At 40.0% G+C, this 20,230-nt stretch carries 19 protein-coding genes and 3 pseudogenes; 4 read left to right on the top strand and 18 right to left on the bottom strand.

Going from position 1 to position 20,230, the window contains the following annotated elements:
* Nucleotides 1–155: 155 nt before the first annotated feature.
* The 11 genes and pseudogenes from msrA to pfkB form a co-directional block, all read right to left on the bottom strand.
* Nucleotides 156–965 (bottom strand): peptide-methionine (S)-S-oxide reductase MsrA, encoded by an 810-nt coding sequence (gene msrA, locus DVW06_RS01505; RefSeq protein ID WP_174784156.1) that lies wholly within the window; start codon nucleotides 963–965, stop codon nucleotides 156–158.
* A gap of 268 nt (nucleotides 966–1,233) precedes the next feature.
* Nucleotides 1,234–1,878 (bottom strand): glucose-6-phosphate 1-dehydrogenase family protein, encoded by a 645-nt coding sequence (locus DVW06_RS01500; protein WP_005470767.1) that lies wholly within the window; start codon nucleotides 1,876–1,878, stop codon nucleotides 1,234–1,236.
* A gap of 30 nt (nucleotides 1,879–1,908) precedes the next feature.
* Complete coding sequence (gene truA, locus DVW06_RS01495) at nucleotides 1,909–2,649, bottom strand: tRNA pseudouridine(38-40) synthase TruA (protein WP_003125859.1); 741 nt, start codon at nucleotides 2,647–2,649, stop codon at nucleotides 1,909–1,911.
* A 161-nt stretch (nucleotides 2,650–2,810) separates the two neighbouring features.
* Nucleotides 2,811–3,317, bottom strand: a complete 507-nt coding sequence (locus DVW06_RS01490; RefSeq protein WP_003125858.1) for a DinB family protein — start codon at nucleotides 3,315–3,317, stop codon at nucleotides 2,811–2,813.
* Nucleotides 3,318–3,412: 95 nt separating this feature from the next.
* Nucleotides 3,413–3,730, bottom strand: a complete 318-nt coding sequence (locus DVW06_RS01485) for a carboxymuconolactone decarboxylase family protein (RefSeq protein ID WP_005470766.1) — start codon at nucleotides 3,728–3,730, stop codon at nucleotides 3,413–3,415.
* A 13-nt stretch (nucleotides 3,731–3,743) separates the two neighbouring features.
* Nucleotides 3,744–4,157 (bottom strand): annotated as a pseudogene (locus tag DVW06_RS01480) (cupin domain-containing protein).
* 151 nt (nucleotides 4,158–4,308) lie between these two features.
* Nucleotides 4,309–5,191 (bottom strand): annotated as a pseudogene (locus DVW06_RS17800) (LysR family transcriptional regulator).
* 236 nt (nucleotides 5,192–5,427) lie between these two features.
* Nucleotides 5,428–6,396: a tagatose-bisphosphate aldolase gene (gene lacD, locus DVW06_RS01470; protein WP_137264324.1), complete on the bottom strand. Its 969-nt coding sequence runs from the start codon at nucleotides 6,394–6,396 to the stop codon at nucleotides 5,428–5,430.
* Nucleotides 6,397–6,415: 19 nt separating this feature from the next.
* On the bottom strand, nucleotides 6,416–6,871 hold the full coding sequence (locus tag DVW06_RS01465) for a fructose PTS transporter subunit IIA (RefSeq protein ID WP_029486533.1): 456 nt from the start codon (nucleotides 6,869–6,871) through the stop codon (nucleotides 6,416–6,418).
* A 15-nt stretch (nucleotides 6,872–6,886) separates the two neighbouring features.
* Nucleotides 6,887–8,323 (bottom strand): PTS fructose transporter subunit IIC, encoded by a 1,437-nt coding sequence (locus DVW06_RS01460; RefSeq protein WP_005470752.1) that lies wholly within the window; start codon nucleotides 8,321–8,323, stop codon nucleotides 6,887–6,889.
* Between the two features lie 3 nt (nucleotides 8,324–8,326).
* Nucleotides 8,327–9,256: a 1-phosphofructokinase gene (gene pfkB / locus DVW06_RS01455; protein WP_003125850.1), complete on the bottom strand. Its 930-nt coding sequence runs from the start codon at nucleotides 9,254–9,256 to the stop codon at nucleotides 8,327–8,329.
* A gap of 163 nt (nucleotides 9,257–9,419) precedes the next feature.
* On the opposite strand from pfkB, the gene DVW06_RS01450 reads away from it, so the two are divergent.
* Nucleotides 9,420–10,178, top strand: coding sequence for a MurR/RpiR family transcriptional regulator (locus tag DVW06_RS01450; protein ID WP_003125844.1), 759 nt, complete (start codon nucleotides 9,420–9,422; stop codon nucleotides 10,176–10,178).
* Nucleotides 10,179–10,358: 180 nt separating this feature from the next.
* Nucleotides 10,359–10,529 carry a hypothetical protein gene (locus DVW06_RS17335; protein WP_003125842.1) on the top strand — a complete coding sequence of 57 codons (171 nt, stop codon included), beginning with the start codon at nucleotides 10,359–10,361 and terminating at the stop codon, nucleotides 10,527–10,529.
* 97 nt (nucleotides 10,530–10,626) lie between these two features.
* Here the strand turns inward: DVW06_RS17335 and DVW06_RS01445 are convergent, their stop codons facing one another.
* The 5 genes and pseudogenes from DVW06_RS01445 to DVW06_RS01425 all read right to left on the bottom strand — a co-directional run bounded on the left by DVW06_RS01445 (nucleotide 10,627) and on the right by DVW06_RS01425 (nucleotide 16,004).
* Nucleotides 10,627–11,385 carry a TIM44-like domain-containing protein gene (locus DVW06_RS01445; protein WP_029486531.1) on the bottom strand — a complete coding sequence of 253 codons (759 nt, stop codon included), beginning with the start codon at nucleotides 11,383–11,385 and terminating at the stop codon, nucleotides 10,627–10,629.
* A gap of 96 nt (nucleotides 11,386–11,481) precedes the next feature.
* Nucleotides 11,482–12,165, bottom strand: coding sequence for a DUF4767 domain-containing protein (locus DVW06_RS01440; protein ID WP_117474431.1), 684 nt, complete (start codon nucleotides 12,163–12,165; stop codon nucleotides 11,482–11,484).
* Between the two features lie 460 nt (nucleotides 12,166–12,625).
* A pseudogene (locus DVW06_RS01435) lies at nucleotides 12,626–14,104 on the bottom strand (glycoside hydrolase family 1 protein).
* A gap of 27 nt (nucleotides 14,105–14,131) precedes the next feature.
* Entirely contained in the window at nucleotides 14,132–14,935 is an 804-nt protein-coding gene (locus DVW06_RS01430) for a glucose PTS transporter subunit IIA (protein WP_123866645.1), read from the bottom strand.
* Complete coding sequence (locus DVW06_RS01425; RefSeq protein ID WP_003125835.1) at nucleotides 14,928–16,004, bottom strand: PTS transporter subunit EIIC; 1,077 nt, start codon at nucleotides 16,002–16,004, stop codon at nucleotides 14,928–14,930. The genes DVW06_RS01430 and DVW06_RS01425 overlap by 8 nt, the downstream gene beginning before the upstream one ends.
* A 124-nt stretch (nucleotides 16,005–16,128) precedes the next feature.
* Between DVW06_RS01425 and DVW06_RS01420 the strand changes: the two genes are divergently transcribed.
* On the top strand, nucleotides 16,129–16,950 hold the full coding sequence (locus DVW06_RS01420) for a MurR/RpiR family transcriptional regulator (protein WP_003125834.1): 822 nt from the start codon (nucleotides 16,129–16,131) through the stop codon (nucleotides 16,948–16,950).
* A 282-nt stretch (nucleotides 16,951–17,232) separates the two neighbouring features.
* On the opposite strand, the gene DVW06_RS01415 is transcribed toward DVW06_RS01420, so the two are convergent.
* Both DVW06_RS01415 and rlmH read right to left on the bottom strand, forming a co-directional pair.
* A complete protein-coding gene (locus tag DVW06_RS01415) occupies nucleotides 17,233–18,081 on the bottom strand; it encodes an LEM-3-like GIY-YIG domain-containing protein (protein WP_003125833.1) in 849 nt (282 codons plus the stop codon).
* Nucleotides 18,082–18,129: 48 nt separating this feature from the next.
* Nucleotides 18,130–18,609 carry a 23S rRNA (pseudouridine(1915)-N(3))-methyltransferase RlmH gene (gene rlmH, locus DVW06_RS01410; protein WP_003125832.1) on the bottom strand — a complete coding sequence of 160 codons (480 nt, stop codon included), beginning with the start codon at nucleotides 18,607–18,609 and terminating at the stop codon, nucleotides 18,130–18,132.
* Between the two features lie 279 nt (nucleotides 18,610–18,888).
* On the opposite strand from rlmH, the gene DVW06_RS01405 reads away from it, so the two are divergent.
* The gene (locus DVW06_RS01405; RefSeq protein ID WP_005470737.1) at nucleotides 18,889–20,196 is read left to right on the top strand and encodes a S1C family serine protease; all 1,308 of its coding nucleotides are present in this window, start codon (nucleotides 18,889–18,891) and stop codon (nucleotides 20,194–20,196) included.
* The last annotated feature ends 34 nt before the right edge of the window (nucleotides 20,197–20,230 follow it).

Genomic DNA, 20,230 nt, shown 5'->3' with positions numbered 1-20,230 from the left:
TCTTCCTGTTTTCTATTTTACGCGAATGTGAATCCGCTTTCTTTGGACGTTATTCTAAAAAAAACGATCTTTTTTTAGCCGATTGTCTAAATCATTTGCATCAAAGTGAAACAAAAGCGGCTGTTCTGCCTATTCTGACCAGCCACTTTTATCAATTATCTGGTTCCACTGAAGAATCGCTTAATCCGCTGATAGACCAGCAATTGTTTGCGGGCACGTTGAATCCGGCGATACCGATGAGGATTTTTTTGGTAAAACCCTTGATGGTAATTCTCGGCTGGCCAGAAAGTCGTGGTTGGTCTAATCTCTGTGATGATTGGTTTTGCATAATGACCTGCCCTTTGCAGCTGTTCTTTTGACGCTTCAGCAATCGCTTGTTGCTGCGGATCTCCGACAAAAATGATTGGTCGGTACTGCTTTCCCCGATCTTGAAACTGTCCACCAGCATCTGTGGGATCCGTCAACTGCCAATACAATGAGACTAGCTCCTCATACGTAATCAACAGATTGTCAAAAATGATTTCCACTGCTTCTACATGTCCGCTTAACCCGCTACTGACTTGATCGTACGTGGGATGCGGGATATTCCCGCCGGTATATCCTGAAAGAACAGAAGTGATCCCTATTTTCTGTTCAAAAGGCTCCACCATACACCAAAAACAACCCCCCGCAAAAATGGCTGTTTCTTGATGACTCCAGTCAGTGATTTGATGTGTCTTTGTTTTTTGAGTTGTTTGAGTTGTTTCTATCCCTCTTAACTGATCATAAAAATCCTGTAAATCCGGTGTCAAGTTGCCTCGAAGTGCCAATGGTCGCAAAGCAGCTTCCAACTCTGATAGGACATTTTTTTGTTCTTGTCCGGATTCTAACCGATCTCGGGCTGCCAACAACTGGGATCGTTCCCAATCTCTTGTCCCTGGATTGATGATCAAATTGTAAAGCTGTCTTAATCGTTCCTCGTCCATCCTTCTCATCCTCTCTGCCAGCAAAACTTTGAAGTGTTCCATCCTCTTGCAATTACTTGAAATGATTTATATGCAAATTACCATATTTCCTTCATCTGGCCTACTGATTCGCTTTCTGACCAAAGAAAAAATTCTCTAAATGACAAAAAAACCGAACAAATAGCGGTACAGACCATCAACATAGGAGGGTCTGAAATTCCTGTAGAACAGAAATCAGCTATCGTTCAGTTCGAGGTATTTTGCTGTTTGGTTATCTTAAGAGCATTGTTTATCTTGTTAGTGAAAAATACAATGGACTTAATTCTTCTAATGCTTCAGTCGTCAATCTCTCAACATCTTCGATGCTCTCTGATGGAAACCAAAGTTTGCCGATTTGAAAACTGCGTCCTTGCAGCTTTTCTTCAAGTTGTCTTTGTTTTTGCGGCTCTGAGAGGTATACAGCTAATGGGCAATGATCTTCTAGTTCATGTTCCACCTGTGGCCAAATATAATAATCAGCCAAATTTTTGTCTTTGCTCCATTCTTCAATCTGCCAGCGTAAGTCATTATAGGCTGCTAAACTCCCTGAACGTTGGCCACTTTTGTAATGTTGGAACATGAAATAGACTTGATATTGCTTTTGATTGATCAATGCAGCTAGGCAGGCATTTTGATTCGGATGTGCCTCATTCCGATAAGCACACCAAAAATGACTGCGCAAATTCCAACCATTCGTCCAACTCTCAACTTTCGGTTGAAGGTCTGCTGATACATTGGTTGCGACAGTCATTTGGATATGTTTCCATTTTTGCCAGCTCATCTGATAATCCTCTTTCAGCCGCTGAATTGTTTCTGGTGGGTAGATGTCTTTGATTTGTTTAAAGGCAAATACCTCACGATCGAATAAATCAAAATCTGCCTTAGCAAATTCCATAATGTCACCTTACTTTTAAGCTCTATTTTTTTAGTGGTAGTAAACAGCATCTAGGAACAATCCTTGGGAAGGCACTGTCTCTCCGGCTGCTTTTCGGACTTGATTCGTAAATATCTCATCGATCGCCGAAATGTCCATTGTACCCGCACCAATCTCTAAAATCGTCCCGGTGATGATCCGTACCATTTTATAAAGAAAGCCATCTCCTTTAAAGCGAAAACGCAGCATATCTCCTTCTCTTGTGAGTGAGAGTTCCTCGATTGTACGAGTAGTGGATTTTTTGGTCTTTTTTAATGCAGAAAAGCCAATAAAATCATGAGTGCCAATAAACTTCTCACAAGCTGCTTGCATTTTGTCCCAATCAAGCTCTTGCGGACAATGAAAACTCCGATGACGTTCAAATACGGTTGGAATCGGACTATTCCAAACATAATAACTGTATTGTTTGCCGGTCGCATTGTAACGGGCATGGAACCGTTCAGAGGCTTCTGCGACCTCTTTGATGACGATGTCTTGAGGTAGGTAGCGATTCAGGAATTGCAACATTTTTTCGGGGGACAAATCGCTTGCTGTCTTGAAATTGGCTACTTGTCCTCTCGCATGCGTCCCTGCATCTGTACGTCCAGACCCGATGATTTCGATTTTTTCATTTGTCATTTGTGTCAAAATACTTTCAATTTTCTCTTGGATCGTTCGATCAGAATCGCCTAAACGTTGCCACCCCAGATAGCGCTTGCCATCATATTCAATCGTAAGTTTAATATTTCTCATTTATTTTAATTGCTCCTGTCATCAATGATTTACCCCAAAAAAACGGGTTCCCTTGCTTATCATAAGGGAACCCGTCACCGGTGTAAATGCTCTAAAGAAGATTTTAGCGATATTTCAAGAAAACAGCCAAAGATTCAAATTTCTGATGTCATTAAAAACTTTTATTTCCCAATCACTAATCTCCTTGTATAGACTGCTTGGCCCGAATGCATGACTGCATCATCGACGATGGAGACGATCCGAGCTTGTCGTGTCACAGCTGGCGTCCAGTTCTCATCAATCACTTCTGATAAGCTAGTTTCATCGATAGACTGAAGGTAATTAACTGCTAACTCGACACTAGCAGAAAGATAATCCACTAATAGTTCTTTTTGATTAACAATTACCTTGGCGGCTTCTTCTGGTGTATGACGCCAATCTTCTGTATCGTCAGGCAAATCCAAAGCAAATCGCTTCGTCCAGTCCGCTAGCCAAAGTGGTTCTTGATCCGCTAATGCGGAAATCTGCAGATCGATTTCGCGAGCGGTATGCCAGATCAGCCAAGTGACTGACTTAATCAGTGGCTCCGGCATCGTGTTCGCTTCCGCGATACTCATTTGCGCCAACGTTTCTTCAAATCGTTCTTGGGCCCGTTGCAATGTCTCGATCGTCAATTGTGTTTCCTTCATGATACTCCTCCTCTTTAGTAAGTGCTTATCTTTACTCTACTACAGAAAAAGGGAGAAACCAATGAATCAACCTGCTGGTAAAAAGGACTGAAAAATTATTCTTCCGCATAAATTTCTTTGGCTAAATTGAATGCCGACCATGCTTTAGGCCATCCGGCATAGAAAGCCAAGTGTGTGATCAATTCAACGATCTCTGCTTGAGTCACACCATTTTCTTTGGCGATTCGTAAATGAGCTTCTAATTGAGGCACACCTTGTGTCAAAAGGCTGGCAACAGTGATCAAACTGCGATCTCTGGCGGACAATTCTTGTTCTCTAGACCACACTTCTCCGAATAATACGTCATCATTCAATGCCGCAAACTGAGGGGCGAAGTCACCCAATCGTTCGCTTCCTGCTGTTTGTTTTTTCATTCTCATTGCCCCCTTATTTTTGTAACTGCTGATAGTCTTCCTCCGCCACAGCTTCGAGCCATTCAGGCGTTCCGGCAGTAATAGCCAGATGTTCAAACCAGCTATCTTTTGCTGCGCCATGCCAATGCTTGATGCCATCATGGGTGACGACAATATCTCCTGCTGTCAAAAATTGGGCTGGTTTTCCTTCTTCTTGATACCAGCCTTCACCACCAGTAATCAGCAAAATCTGATAACCATCATGATGAATATGTCAATTATTGCAGCAACCTGGCTCAAAAGTTACATTCCCAACGCCAACATTGACCGAGGGGTCTGCAACTAAAGTGTTTAAATAACTTTGTCCAACAAAGTATTGGGCATACGCTTCATTTTTTGCGCCACTTGGGAAAATCACGCCATCTTTTACCTCTTCAAATTTTGCCATTGCTTGTCTCCTCCTTGCATACCTCTTTGTCTGATACCATTGTGCCATTTTGTCAGCTTTCACAATCAATAAAGCGGCAATCCTTTCAATAACTTACAAGTTCATGTTACTGCTTGATCCACATAACGTCCAATACTTGTTAAGCTGATTTCTATGCTTGCAAAGCATGCTTGAATTTCTTCAAAAATGTTTGGACTGTCGGCGCCAAAATCGTCTCTTTCCTCCATACCAGAACACAGTTCGTTTCCAGAGGTGGCGAAAAGGGGATGAATTTTATTTGGTTTTCTCGATGATGAATCGCTCCAGCAATTGCTAAAGCAGCACCAACATTGTTTTCGACCAATAAAAGCACATTAAAAATCAAATTGTATCTCCCAACGATTGTCAACTCTTCTTCAACGAATCCCCCCCACGTGCAAAACATTTCCAAAACTTCTTTACGACTCGAACAAATCAACGGTGTGGTGAGGATGTCTGCAGGTGAGATACTGCTTTGATCAGCCAACGGGTGTTCATTTGCAACAAACAGCCCCCAGACTTCTTTCTTAGGCAATGGTCAGCCGATTGTATTGATCCGTCGTTGCAGGATCAATCAAAATCGCCACATCAAGCAAGCCTTTATCAAGTTTTTCCAGAATATCATTACTAGTTCCGCTAAAAATAGTAAAAGACACTTGGGGGTGATCAGTAACCATTTCTTCGATGATTTGTGTGAGCAAATAGGAGTTTTCTGCTTCCACACAACCAATCGCAATTTGTCCATTCAGAATCGTCTCCTGATAATTGAACAATTCTTGTTCTGTTTTCTGATTCAATTCAAGAATTTCTTCTGCGCGCTTTTTTAAAAACAGACCTGCTTCTGTTAAATAAAGTTTCTTATTTTGGCGCACAAACAATTCTGTGTGCAAACGCTCTTCAAACTCTCGAATTTGTCTGCTTAAAGTGGGTTGCGTAATGTTCAGCTTTTTAGCTGCTTGGGTAATATTTTGTTCCTCGGCTATTGCTAGAAAATACTTTAATACACGAGTTTCCATCGAAAACTCCTTTCTTCTATGACACAACATTTTTCCTACTGTTATCTCAGATTTTCGGGAAAAGAACGCATCCTTATTTATCTGTAACAACGAATACTAGCTTTATTCTACCACCTAACTAGAAATTCTTGACCGCTATTCGTTTGGTTCATCCAAACAAAAAGGCCCTTCATTCACTGAAGAGAACGAAGGAACCGATAGAATTGAATTTCAGTTGTTTCTAAAGGACGTTTTTATTACAAGCGAATCGGTGTAGCAGTCTTTTGCAGAACATTGTTTAGCGCTTCAATATTTGTACGTCCTTGGGTCTGCAGCCACTCTTTCGCCGCACCTTCTCCCTGAGTCACAAAAGGCTCTACACCGTTTGCCCAGGTTGCTCGTCCACAAAGTACGCCATTGAATTTTGAGCCGGATGTTTTGGCAAATTGCAGTGTTTCTTGGAACAATTCAGCTGAAACCCCTGCACTCAAGAAAATATAGGGCAGATCCGTTGCTTCCGCTTGCTCTTTGAAATAAACCGCCGCTTCTTCTTTAGTATAAGCAGCTTCCTCCGCATAGCCCTCTACATAGTTCATATTCACAGGGACTTCCACTTTCAAGACATCAACGCCATAGTATGCTTGCGAAAATTCTCGCATCATATCATTTACTTTATGAGGTTTTTTCAAAGCATATTCTTTCGAAGTGGTATCTGGGATAGCAGCATCATAAGAAACCAGTTCTAAGAAAAATGGTAGATTTTCAGCAAGGCATTCCGAACCAATCCGTTCGATAAATGCCTTCTTTTGATCATTGATCTCGTCAAGTTCGTCCACATCATAATAGAGCAAAAACTTACAAGCATCCGCGCCATTTTCTTTTAGCCGTTTCACAGACCAGTTGGACAAAAGATCAGGCAAACGACCCGGAGTTGAAGCATCATAACCGGTTTTCTCGTAGGCTAACAATAATCCAGCTTGTTCATCCCGAACTTGGGCTGCTGGCAATCCATACTCTGGATCTAGTAAAATTGCTGAGGCATAGGGCGTCAACTCGGCTGACACGATTTTTTTGAAGGCACTGATTTGCTCTGTCGTGACTGAATGGTCTTGGAATCTGCCAATCATTTTTTTCAAAGCCCCTCGTTGATCAATGGCTAAAGCACTAATAATGCCATTTTCATTACATAGCTGTTGGATATATGCTTGCTTATTTGATAATGTCATGCTTTCACTACTTCCTTTTTTAGTTTTCTGCCAGTTTTCCATTTAAAATTTCGGCAATTTCATCAGGAGACTGTGCTTGCTTCAAACAATTTGTCACCTCTTTATGCATCAAAAGCCGTGCCACTTGAGACAATAGTTTCAAATGTGTCGTTCCCGCTTCTGAATCAGGTATAAAAAGAGCAATAATAAAATCAGTTCCTTCCCCATCCAAACTTTTCCAATCGATTTTGCTATTTAATTGGACGATGATGACATTGGCTTCTTCGATACTGTGATCTTTCGCATGAGGGATAGCAAATCCATCCATCATCCCCGTTGTACTCTCCTCTTCTCTTGTTAGCAATTTTCTATAAACAGCAGCTTGATCACTGCTGATGCCTAGAATAACTGCTTGTGCTGCAAGGAAGGTCATTATTTCGTCTTGTGTCACAAAATCTCGCTTCATAAAAATGTGGTCTGTTTTGATCAACGTCATTTGTCTTCCTCTTTTCTATTCTTTCGCTGTTTCTTTCCATTCATCAGCTGAAACTTCTGCTTCACGTTTTTGTACACTGCGTTTTTGGATGAACCCTAAAATCACTCCACCTATGATCGAGCCAAGTAAAATCGAACCTACCCAAGCAATTTTCCCCGTGACAACCGGCAATACTAAGAAGCCGCCATGAGGAGCAGGAACTTGGACTCCAAACATATAGGTCAAAACCGCTGCGATCGATGAACCCAACATCATCGTAGGCAGAACACGCAGAGGATCTTTGGCTGCAAATGGAATCGCCCCTTCAGTAATATGCGTTGATCCTAAAATAAAGTTGACTAGCCCTGCATTGCGGTCGTTCGTATCAAAATATTTCCCAAAAAATAAGACAGCAAATCCCGTAATCAATGGTGGCGCGATACATGCCGCAGAAACACCTGCCATAAAGGTATGGTTTCCTTGAGCTAACAATGCCGTTCCCGTAACGTAAGCGGCTTTATTGACGGGACCGCCCATATCAAATGCGGACATACAGCCAACAATGATGCCTAAAATCAATGGATTCGAATTCTGGAATCCTGCCAAGAAATCCATCATACCTTGATTGATCGCCTCCATCGGGCTTGCTAACAAAGACATCACCACACCAATGACTAAAACACCAATCACTGGATATAAGAAAATAGCCTTCAATCCATCTAATTGTTTCGGTAATCCTTTCATGACTTTTTGCAAGAACAGAATAAAGTACCCAGCTAAGAATCCAGCAAAGATCCCGCCTAGAAAACCAGCGCCACCAGCATTGGCCAACAGGCCGCCGACAAATCCCACCACCAAACCAGGTCGTTTAGCAATCCCTTCAGCAATGTAAGCCGCTAAAATAGGGACCATCATTCCCATTGCTGTATCCCCAATTCCTTTTAACATCGCTGATGTCGGATTATAGGTGGGATCATTAGGATCAAAAGAGTAGACACCCCAGATTGCGAATGAGACGGCGATGATCACGCCCCCTGCTACGACAAATGGCAGCATATGAGAAACACCATTCATCAGATTTTTATAAATACTATGTCCGATTCCGGCAGCCATTCCCCCATCTGCTTGCTCCAATGCATCGACCGTCTTGTTTTCTGCAATCAGCGACCCTCTCAATGCTTCTTCAATTAGCTGATCGGCATCTTTGATTCCTTTGCTGACCGGAACATTGATCACGCGTTTTCCCGCAAAACGTTCCGCTTGGACATCTTTATCTGCAGCAATAATGACCGCATCTGCATTTTTTATCTCTTCTGGCGTTAACTGGTTTTCTATCCCCACTTGTCCATGAGTCTCTACTTTAATAGCTATTCCTTTGCGTTTGGCGGCTTGTTCCAACGCTTCTTGTGCCATATAGGTATGGGCGATCCCAGTGGGACAGCCCGTTGCAGCAACAATCTTGTAAGTGGTCATTTTTTATTCGCTCCTTCTTTTGATTTCAATTTGTTCTTCCAACTCTGCAACATCCGAAAAATCAGTTAGTCCCTTACGAAAAGCGGTTGAACTTCCAGCAGCTAATCCTTTCTTCAAATTGACATCCAGCGGCTCACCTGTTAAATACCCTGCAAGAAATGTTCCTAACAACGTGTCTCCAGCACATGCTGTATTCACTACTTTGCCTTTAGGAGAGTTTCCAGAGTAGACCGTATCTTTTGTCAAGAGAAGGCCGCCTTCTCCTCCTAAAGAGAGCAGCACATGTTGCGCACCACTAGCCACCAATCGTTTGGCGTAGTCGATATAGCCTTTGCGATCATTGATTTCGGTCTGATACCATGCTTGCAGCTCTTCTTCATTGGGCTTTAACAAGAAAGGCTGATAAGGCAGACATTCCAACACCTCTGAATAACTTGAATCAATAATCAGATTCACTTGCTTTTCAAAGCAAATACGACTGATTGCTATAAGAATTTTGGGCGAGACACCTTGTGGCATACTCCCAGATATACAGAGATAGTCACCAGCTTGCAGATGTCTAATTTGTTCTAGCAAAAGATTGATCTGCTTTTTTGAAATTTCAGGTCCCTTATTCACAAGTTTGTACTCCTTATTATCGCGATTTACATGCGTAAAAACGTTGATTCGCGTAAATCCCGGAACGGGAATAAAATCGGTCTGAATCGCTTGTTGATGCAAGTAGTCCTCAATATAATTACCAGTAAAACCAGCTTTGAACCCTAATGCTGTACTATCGATACCAAGTTTTTTCATGATCAATGAGACATTGACCCCTTTTCCATTGGCTTGGATATCATCATCCTTTGTGCGATTCACTTGAAATGGTTTCATCTCATCTGTTTCGATAAAAAGATCGATCGCTAGATTTAACGTACATGTATAAACAGCCATTTGCGCCCCTCCTTTCCTACAAACCTATTATGGATCACTACTTGATGTAAATGTTTTCATAAATAAACAAAACCGCTGAAAACTTTTACAAGAAATACTTCATGACCTTGAAGTAGGTGAATCTTTCGATTTACAATAAAGACTAGCTGAAGGGAGGCAGAACATGGATACAAAATTAAGTGAGTCAGAGCAATACCTGTGGGATTTTATCCAAAGTCATATCCTTGAGATTCCGTCTTGCTCCATTATAAAATTAAGTGAATATGCAAACGTTTCAACGGCGACTGTTGTTCGTACCATGAAGAAAAAAGGATACGAGGGGTTTACTGCTTTCAAGCATTCACTAAAAGAAAAAGATAATACCAATATCAATTTTGCAGCGCTTGATAAGGTGGACGAAGGGATAAAGACGGCGATTCTAAAGAATGAACAAGAAGTGATCCGCACGATCAATATGGTGGAAAGCGGCAATATCGAAGACGCGATCCAACGAATCAAAGCTGCTAGACGAATCATGATTTTTGCTCGTGGATTTTCTGAACTGATTGCTCAAGAAATGATGGTCAAATTTCAGCTTACTGGCAAATACTGTGAGATGCATACCGATCCCAACATCATTAAGAACATCAGTAAGAAACTATCAAAGGAAGATATCGTGATCTTCGTTTCTTTAAATGGTGAAACCAAAGAATTGATCACCGCAGCTGAAAACTGTTATGAAGCGGAGATCGGTACCATTCTGCTGACAGCCAATCGGCACTCTAGCTTAATGGCGCATATCGAAATTCCTTTTGTTGGCTTCAAATCAGAAGGCTCCTTCTTTCCAGACTATGAAGTTCGTTCAAGACTGCCCCTCTCGATCCTTGCTAGAATCTTGCTCGACGCATATGCGCTGCGGACTGCAGAATCAAAGAGGCACTGATATCTTGAGAAAATCATAACCGGTAAGGAAACTGTAGTTGATTTGAGATTTTTCAAAATGAAATGATTCACGCTGAACGCATTGTTTTTGCAGTTATTCATATAGAATTCGATACTCGTCAAACGATGGGGTTCTTTGATTTTTATCCAGTTAAATTTGCTTATATTTTTTTGTCAAAAAATGATCATCCGAAAAAAAATCTTTCGATTTGATAAAGCGGTTCGTAACCGTCTATCTGATCGAAAGATTTTTTTGAACTGTTTGCGTATAGAAATGCTTCCTTTATTTCGCCTCCTGATTATCGTCGGTACGAAACGTCAGGCATTAGGAGTCAGCAACTTTACTGGATAACTTAACTCGAATAACTAAAACCTAAAACTTAGTAGAATGTTTCATCGTATGCATGCATTTAACCCAACAACTACGACTATCACCAGCCCGCTCTTGCTTAATCCAAATCAATTGGTTGAATAAAATCAACCTGCCATTTCCCCTCTTTCTCAGAATAGTTAAAATACCATAGTTGAGAAAAAGATTGTTTTCGATGTTTCTTTCCTGAGAGGATCTGCTTACTCACCCGGTCTTCCACATAATCGCAACAACTGAAATCAATTCGAATGGAGAAGCTGTCTGCACGAAGTTGTCGATAATTCTCCACTTGATGTAGGATGACTTTCTTTGTATGATTTTTTATACCATCCTCTTTATTCTGTTGCAATACTTGACTGTGTTCCAACAATAGTTTTTCAGTATAGTGTCTGCTGGATTTTTCAAGTGCTTCTTGATCCCAAGCGGTTTGGATCGCAAAAAAAGTCTGTTGGATTTCGTCAAGCAGTTTTTTCTTTTCCTTTTTATTACCAGGAATTTGAGCGAATAAATCATTCCTTCTGGTTCGTTGGTCTTTTTTTCGTTTAACTAAAGAGAGAATCGCGGCTCCGCCTACTGACGCCCCAACCAAAACATAATTTTCTATAACTGATGATGAACCATAGGGGCTATAATATCCATACCCTCGTCTTCCCCAAGAAGCTCTGGAATAATGATCCGAATAGTCATCAACTGTTGTGACACCGCCAAAGCCGCCACCGGATCCGCCACGACTGGTCGAACCACCGCCGTGTCCCCCAGCAACTGCCATTCCCTGCACTGGCAGAGCAAATAAAAAGAATAAACTAAGTAAAAAAGCCATAAAGTAGTGTTTCTTCATTGGATACCCTCTTTTGTCTGACTCAGAAAGCCCGACAATTTTTTCAAAATCTTTTTCATGCCATTCAGTTCCAAGTGTTCTTCATCTTAGCACTGTTTAACGATTGGCAAGCTGAATAAATGCATTTTTTAATGATTCATTCGCTGTCTCTTTAAAATACAGATAATTGTTTTGATTTCCTTGATTTTGTTGTGTGATTAGAACTTTTGGCTGCTTTTGCTGGAAGCCAAAGAAATAGAGATGCCCTCCAGCTGGTGTAGCATGGTCGATGTCCGAATAGATTGCCACAATCTGAAAATCGGCTTGTCCCTCACCATTTTCTGACCACTCCACCGAGACGGGCGTTTGATTAATGACGGTTGTCCATTTACCATCAAAAATATCTTGAGGTACTTGGAGACCATAGTAATTCGCTTGCACATGGTCGTCATAGCTTCGATATTGCTGCCCCATTTCTTGTCCCCAACTCTGCATAAACGTCGCAAGCTCTGCAGACTTGGAAGCATCCCACAAAACGTGTGTCACCGGTTGACTTGCTTGTGCAGTATTCGTGGAAGCTTGTGGTTGTGCGCTTTGCTCATTTGACGATTGTTGTTCAGATGATTCAGTGGTCCTGCTTTTAGACGCTTCGGTACTCGTAGCGTTAGCTGTTTTGGTTGAAATTGATTGAGACGTGCTTGACTCCGTTGTCACGACTTTTTCTGTAGAAGATGTTTCCTCTGTTTTATTTGCGGAACAGCCAGCCAAAAAAAGCAGTAGACCCATCGTTGTTACTAGCATTTTTTTTCATTTATTAAACCACCCTTAAGGAGTATTCAGTGTACATATAGTAGCAGACCATATACTAAATGCTTACTAAATTTTTGCGAAGTTTTTTCTCACAACTTCCTCATACATGAGATTGATAAATAACATTACATGGCATTGCTATGGATTTAGAACTGCGAAGGTTACTTTTAGGACCATAAAAATAAAAAAACAGTTTAGTGTAGTTGTTTTGAAAACATTGAATCCTTTGCGCTTTTCTTCGCAAGTTTGCTTAAATATTTCAACTAATGACAAAATGCTCGTTTGTTCCCTAAGAGTTGCGGTTCGCCTTTTTTGATGCCTTTGGTCGACTAGCTATTTTTCCCAGCTTTGCAATAAAATAGTCCAACCATCGAATCAAGATGATTGGACCTTTTGACGCAAGTTGCCTTTCCAAACAACTTTGCTCTCAATTTTTTTTGATGTTTAATCCTTAATTATTTTCTTTAACCAAAGAAGCTCCATTAGTCGCAATCACCTGTTTGTACCAGTAAAAGCTATCCTTTTTAAACCGATCATAGGTTCCGTTCCCTTCATCATCCGCATCCACATAGATAAATCCATATCGTTTTGACATTTGAGAAGTCGATGCACTTACTAAGTCAATACATCCCCACGTAGTATAACCCATTACTTCAACGCCTTTTCTGATGGCTTCATTGACCGCTTTAAAATGGTCTTCAAAATACTTTATGCGATAATCATCATGCACTTTTCCATCTTCAAACGCATCAAAAGCACCAATCCCGCTCTCAACAATGAACAGAGGCATTCTATAACGATCGTACATGTCGATTAATGCAATTTTCAATCCTGTTGGATCTACTTGCCAACCCCAATCACTTGTATCAAGATAAGGATTCTTCACACTGGTGACTAAATTTCCGCCAACTTTTTCCCGATCTTCTTCATCTTCTGTTTTAATCATAGACATATAATAACTAAAAGAGACAAAATCCACTGTGTGTTGCTGAATGATCTCCTCATCCCCTTCCACCATTTCAATGGAAAAATTGTTCTCTTGCCAGTAATTTTTGACAAAAGTCGGATACGTTCCAAAAACCTGCACATCAGAAAAAAAGTAGTTCTCCCGATTATGTTGTTGGGCTAGCATCACGTCCACTGGATTTGAGGTTAACGGATAAGCTAAAGCTCTTGTAACCATGCACCCCACCTGCGCATTAGGAATGATTTGATGGGCATATTTAGTCGCTAGGGAACTAGCTACAAACTGATGATGTAGCGCTTGATAAATGGCCTCTTCAGCTTCTTTTTTTGTTTTGTACTTTTCTTCCACCACTCCCATCGTAGTGAAGGGGTGTCTAAAGACGCTATCGATTTCATTGAAAGTCAGCCAATAGTTTACATACTTTCCGAAATGTTCAAAGCAAGTTTTGCTAAATCGTACAAACATGTCGATCACTTCTCGGGAAACCCAGCCGTCATATTCATTGACTAAATATAATGGCATTTCATAATGAGACAATGTGACTAGAGGTTCAATCCCATTCTTCTTCATCTCTTTAAATAAGCTTACGTAAAAATCGATTCCAGCTTGATTGGGTTCACTTTCAATCCCATTGGGGTATAATCTTGTCCATGCAATAGATACCCTTAAGCATTTCAGTCCCATTTCTTTAATTAATGCCAGGTCTTCTTTGTAACGATGATAAAAATCGATTCCTCGTCTTTTCGGAAATAACTTATCGTTTTTTGACTACATGGCTTCCTCGATTTGTTCAGGAGACACGTGCCATTGACTGATATAATCTGTCCTATCTACATCAGGTTTGTACATTGCGACATCTGCTACCGACATCCCTTTTCCATCAACGTTCCAAGCCCCTTCTACTTGATTCGCCGCAATTGCTCCGCCCCAAAGAAAGTTCTTGGGAAAATAGCTTTTATTCATTCGATTACCTCTTTCAGATTGTTGTTTTTATGCTATTATTTCTGTTTGTATCGTTTTTTTGCCAGTGAAAGTTTGGATGATTTTACCCTTAGAGTCGATAATGTCTACCTCATCAAGATCATCCAAATTGGTTACTACAAGGATCGTGGTTGGATCATAGCCTTCAGACTGGATGCCTTCAATATCCACACTTCCGATTCTTTGCCCCTTTTGGATGTCATCGCCTGCTTTAACAGCTAAATCAAAATAGTTGCCGTTTAATTCAACGGTATTGATGCCAATATGAATCAATACTTCTACACCAGATGTTGACTTTAATCCAATCGCATGTTTTGTAGGAAAAACCAGTTCGACCTTTCCACTAAATGGTGCTTTAATTACGCCATCAGTTGGTATTGCAGCAAATCCGTCACCCATCGTTTTTTCTGAAAACACTGGATCGTTGACTTTTTCTAACTCAATCACTTCCCCATCCAATGGTAAACTGATTGTATTGACTTGACCTTCTGTTTCATCATTACTTGATGAAGATTCTTCTCCCAGTCCAAAAGCAAAAGTTAAAATTGCTGACAGGAAGAAAGCAAGAGCGATTCCGATGAGGTAATAAACAAAGGTATCACCCAAAAAGGCTGGTAACGTTGTTAATGCTGGAAAAACATAGACAATCGCCTTTGTCTGCATTGCTCCCATGAAAGCTCCAGCAATTCCACCTGCGATTGTTTGGGCAATCAATGGTTTTTTATATTTTACCGACAAGCCATAGACGATGGGTTCAGTTATCCCACCAAGTAAAGCTGGTACAATCGCAGATAGCGAGAGCACTTTAAACATTTTTATCTTTGCTTCTTAAAAATACGCCTAACGCCACACCTGCACTTGCAAAAGTGGCAGCCGCAACCATTGGTCGAATAACGTCATAACCATAGACTGCAAGATTATTGATCATGATTGGCACAACACCCCAATGAATGCCAATCATTACCAAGAAAGTCCATCCTGCCCCAATAATCAAACCAGCCAGTAACCCACTGCGGTCACTGATAAAGTTCATAGCGCTTCCAATCCCATCCCCTAATGTAACGCCGATTGGTCCAACAACTAACACAGTTAGCGGAACCATAATAAGAAGGGCAACCATTGGCAACAAAAAAATTTCTAAACTCTTTGGAATCATTCGCTTTAGCAGCGTTTCTAACTTTGAATAGAGGTAAATGGAAATAATCGCAGGAATGACAGTTCCAGAATACCCTATTAAAATTGCTGGAATACCTAAGAAATCAACCGTCACACCATTTTCTGTGACTAATGCTGTGAAATTAGGCTCTAAAAGTGCTGCTACAATTGCTAATGAAATAAATTGATTTGTTCTAAACACTCTGGCCGCACTAAAAGCCAAAAATAACGGTAAGAAGAAAAATACACTATTGCCGGCTGCTGAAAGAATCTTATAGGTACTTCCATCTGCTGACATAAAATGATAGGTCGTTAAAACCACTAACAAGGCTTTAATCATTCCTGCCCCAGCTAAAGGCATAATAATCGGATTAAAAATGGAAGACAGTGTATTAAAGAAGCGGATGAAGATATTTCCAGATCGGTCATCATCTAATGCTTCCGACTCGTCTGATCCCAAGGCGCTTTTAATGTCATAGTTAGCCATGATCGTTTTATAGACATCTTCCACTTCATTTCCAATAACGACTTGGTACTGATTATTTGCTTCGACGACGGACAAGACACCGGAAATCTTCTTAATTTCATCGGTATTTTTTTGTGCAATACTTTCATCTTTTAACTTGAATCTCAATCTAGTGATACAGTGATAAAGACTAATGATATTCTCTGTTCCACCAACATAATCAATAATACTTTTGGAAAGAGCACTATAATTTTTCCCCATTGTTACAACTCCTATCAATTTTGTTTATGTTTGTTATAATACATGTGTAATATACAATTTTTTCAACATATTAAATAAAAATTTCGTTTTTTGGAAACTCTTTCACAGATAGGAGCTAGTATTTATGGGACCCTTAATTATTAGACTATTGACTGTTCTTAACAATGAAACAACTTCTTCTACCTACTACCATATCGCTCAGACACTTTTGAATAACTATAGCATTATCGATAAATCAAGTATCTCTGATATAGCTACTTTATGCACTGTCTCTAAATCAACCATTTCAAAATTTGCTCGTTCCATCGGATTTGAAGATTATTATGAATTAAAAAAATCCTCAACCTTTGCTGAAAATAAATACCATTTCGACTTAAATTACATTTCAAATATTATCAATCCAATTGAAAAAAATGGTTATGATGATTATTTAGATGCCATCATTAAAGATATTAGTGCGTTCAAACAGCAAAGCAACATGAGAAGTATTGATGAGTTAGCAAAATGTCTGACTACCTATAATAAAGTAGGTGCTTTTGGACTGCTATTTTCCGAATCAGCAGCCATTGATTTTCAATACAAATTGGCTTATGCGGGAAAGTTTATTATTACTTATCAAAGTGATCTCAAACAAATCGAATTCATAGAACAAGCCGATGAAGAGACACTATTGATTATTTTTTCTAACTCTGGCGGTTTTTTACAGCGACAACAACTTAGAGATGATATACCCTACAGAAATGTATTTGAAAACACAAAAGCCAAGATTTTCGTAATCACAGCAAATGAAGAGGTTCGTAACTATCGTTTCGTTCATGATGTTATTCTTTTCCCTCATGAGACTATTTTTCAAACCCATTCTTTTATCTATCAAATCATTATGGATATCATCGTTAGTAAATATCGACAGTATCTTGAACCTCCAACAATCTCTCACAAACAATAATAACCTACGAATGAAATTGACAAAAGAACTGCTAGTGATGAGAAACCTATCACTAGCAGTTCTTTTTGAGGTTTTATTTTTTAATTAGGAAGAAGTAGTCATCTACCATTATTAGCAAATATGCCGGCAATACTTTTCCAATGTATTTCTTCTCAATTGCAACTTCCATCTAACTATTGTCTATAAGGTTTTCTTTCTTAGAAAAATCAATTATCAGCATTTTTGTTATTTAAGTTATCCCGTCATATCATTTTAGTGTTGGGCTTTTCTTGAAACACTTTTCTAATGATTAATATATGCAATTGCACTTCCACTACCAAATTTAATCTCCGGCAACGATCGTTTGTATAAATTCAGCTCTCTTAACGTATCATCTCTTTGAGAGAGTGCACGAAACGCATAGCGTGTCCGTCCGTTTTCGTTTTTCTTCGATCCTGAATATTGAGAGGAGACTTTATATGCAGCAACAACCGCATTATCTGCTCCAGTATTAATCGCTATAATGTAGCGAATCCGATGAATTTTATCACGACCAATTACCCAATTACCTAGCGTACGAGATTTTAAATTATGATCATCACGAAATTTGTCGTCAATCGGATATTCATCTGACTCATCTTTACAAAGTTCAAAAGCATCTCTCACTTTTACTGCTAAGACCAACTCATCCGTTGCTATTTGATTTACAGATATGGGTTGAAATCCATATCGCTCTTCTACCTCTTCCACTAGCATTGGCTTAGAACCATGTCCTTTTACTAAATTCGTCAAAGAGAGTCCTTGAATCAGTTGAGCATAATTAATCAACGCATTTTCACTAGCGTAAGCTTCATTCTCAGTTAATCCATAGCTAAGTATATAACTCAATGGTTGCAGATTCATTCCGTTTATTTCTTGGATAGTTTTTATTTTTAATGTTCTAGCTGATTCATCTTCTTCAAAATAATCAGATTGACTTAACATACTTAGAGCCGCTTGACGATGTGCAAAAATACGGTTACCTTTGCCTTTCCCAATATAAAAAGTCTGGTTGTTTCTAGGATCAACCAAACAATAAACATAGTAAGGATGTTGCTCATCTTTTTGCAACGCAGCTAATGTAGATGCAGAAAAATGGTTAAGTTCACTCATTTGTTACTCCTCTGTTTTACTATTTTTTCTTTCGTGGAGAAAACACCCTCACTTATGATAAGGCGCGCCTGTATTGATGCGAAAAGCACGATAGATTTGTTCGACTAGAATCAGTTTCATCAACTGATGGGGATAGGTCATTTTGCCGAAAGAGATTTGGGTGTTGCTGCGCTGCATCACTTCTTGGCTGAGACCTAAGGAGCCGCCGATTACGAAGACTAGTTGGCTTTTGCCTTGGATTCCTAATTGCTCGATCTGCTGGGCAAAAGCTTCACTGGTGGGATTTTTGCCTTCAATCGCTAATGCAAAGACGTATTCCTGGTCTTTGATCTTTGCCAAGATTTTCTTACCTTCTTTTTCTTTCACTTGAAGCATTTCAGCTTCACTCATACTTTCTGGAGCTTTTTCATCAGGAACTTCCACGAATTGGATTTTACAATAAGCGCCTAATCGTTTCACGTATTCATTGATGCCTTGAATCAGATATTTCTCTTTTAATTTGCCTACTGTGACGATTTTAATATTCATGACCACTCACCTTCCGCTATCATTATAATGGAATTTCTTTTCAGAATATATGTCGCGTACCAATTTTTTCTTCTATAGTACCATTGATACCACGAATCGTTTCAAGTGACTCTTTTCTTACTAAAAAAATGATTGGTAGTCTAAAAAAAGAAATTTCATTGTTTTGGTCTAAATCCTCCCTATCTTCTTCATATTTTTTTCAAAATCTCTTAGTAGACTATTGTCAGAAAGAAAGAATATAATAAATACATACAAACAATTCAATAGGGGGAATAACAAATGGTACGAAAAAATGTGACACCAGGAAGAAAACCTTCTTCCGGCTTATTAAAAAAATTAGGTATTGGCATTCTTGGCGGAGTAGTTGGTGGTTTGTTGACCTTCGGCGGACTTTATCTGGCGATGGGCTCTTCTTTGACTTCACCTGTAACGACCGCAACCAGCGGTGTTCAAGATAACAATGGACAAACGAAAGTCTCCAATGTTAAATATGACGTCAACAGCGATGTAACAAAAGCAGTCGAAAAAGTGCAAGGAGCAGTCGTTTCGATCATCAACTTGCAACAAAATAATGCGAATGGCCTCGAAGGGTTATTTGGCTCTGGTCAGCAAGGTGGTCAAGGATCAGGGACTGAGAATTCAGGCGATGACAGTTCACTAGAAGCTTCTTCTGAAGGAAGTGGCGTGATTTATAAAGTAGATGGTGACAAAGCGTATATCGTTACGAATAACCACGTAGTAGAAGGACAAGATGGTTTGGAAGTCGTTCTCTCTGATGGCACAAAAGTCAAAGCTGAATTAGTCGGAACAGACGCTTACACTGACCTTGCTGTTTTACGCATCTCTTCTGATAAAGTAGACACGGTTGCTTCTTTCGGCGATTCTGATTCACTAAAAGTTGGCGAACCAGCAATTGCGATTGGTTCTCCATTAGGATCTAGCTTTGCAAATTCTGTAACGCAAGGGATTGTTTCTTCTCTGAATCGTCAAGTAACGAATCAAAATGAATCTGGTGAAGCAGTCAGCATCAATGCGATTCAAACAGATGCAGCGATCAACCCAGGAAACTCTGGTGGTCCACTGATCAACGTTGAAGGACAAGTGATCGGAATCAACTCTAGCAAGATCGCCAGCACTTCTGAATCAACATCAAGTGTCAGCGTAGAAGGAATGGGCTTCGCGATCCCAAGTAACGACGTTGTCGATATTATCAACCAATTAGAAAAAGACGGCAAAGTTGTTCGTCCAGCATTGGGTATTCGAACAATCAACTTAAGCTCAATCACTTCGCAACAACAAGAACAAATCTTGAAAGTACCATCTTCTGTCACTGACGGAGTAGTCGTATACTCAGTAAATAACGCGACACCAGCTGAACAAGCAGGATTGAAACAATACGATGTCATCACGAAAATCGATGATACCGACATCAGCACAACCACAGATCTACAATCTGCACTGTACAAGCACAAAGTCGGTGATACGATCACAGTGACGTTCTACCGCGGCAAAGAAGAAAAAACAGCCAAAGTCGTTCTATCTGTAGATACTTCGATCAATGAACAATCGACTGACAGCAGCAACTAAATTCAAGTCAAAAAAAGATCTGCCACACAAACAG

It is taken from the genome of Enterococcus sp. ARL09-542 (assembly GCF_005234805.1).
GTDB classification, from domain to species: Bacteria; Bacillota; Bacilli; order Lactobacillales; family Enterococcaceae; genus Enterococcus_D; species Enterococcus_D gallinarum.
Note: the sequence above shows the minus strand (reverse complement) of the source record. Positions and strands in the feature narration are given on the sequence as shown.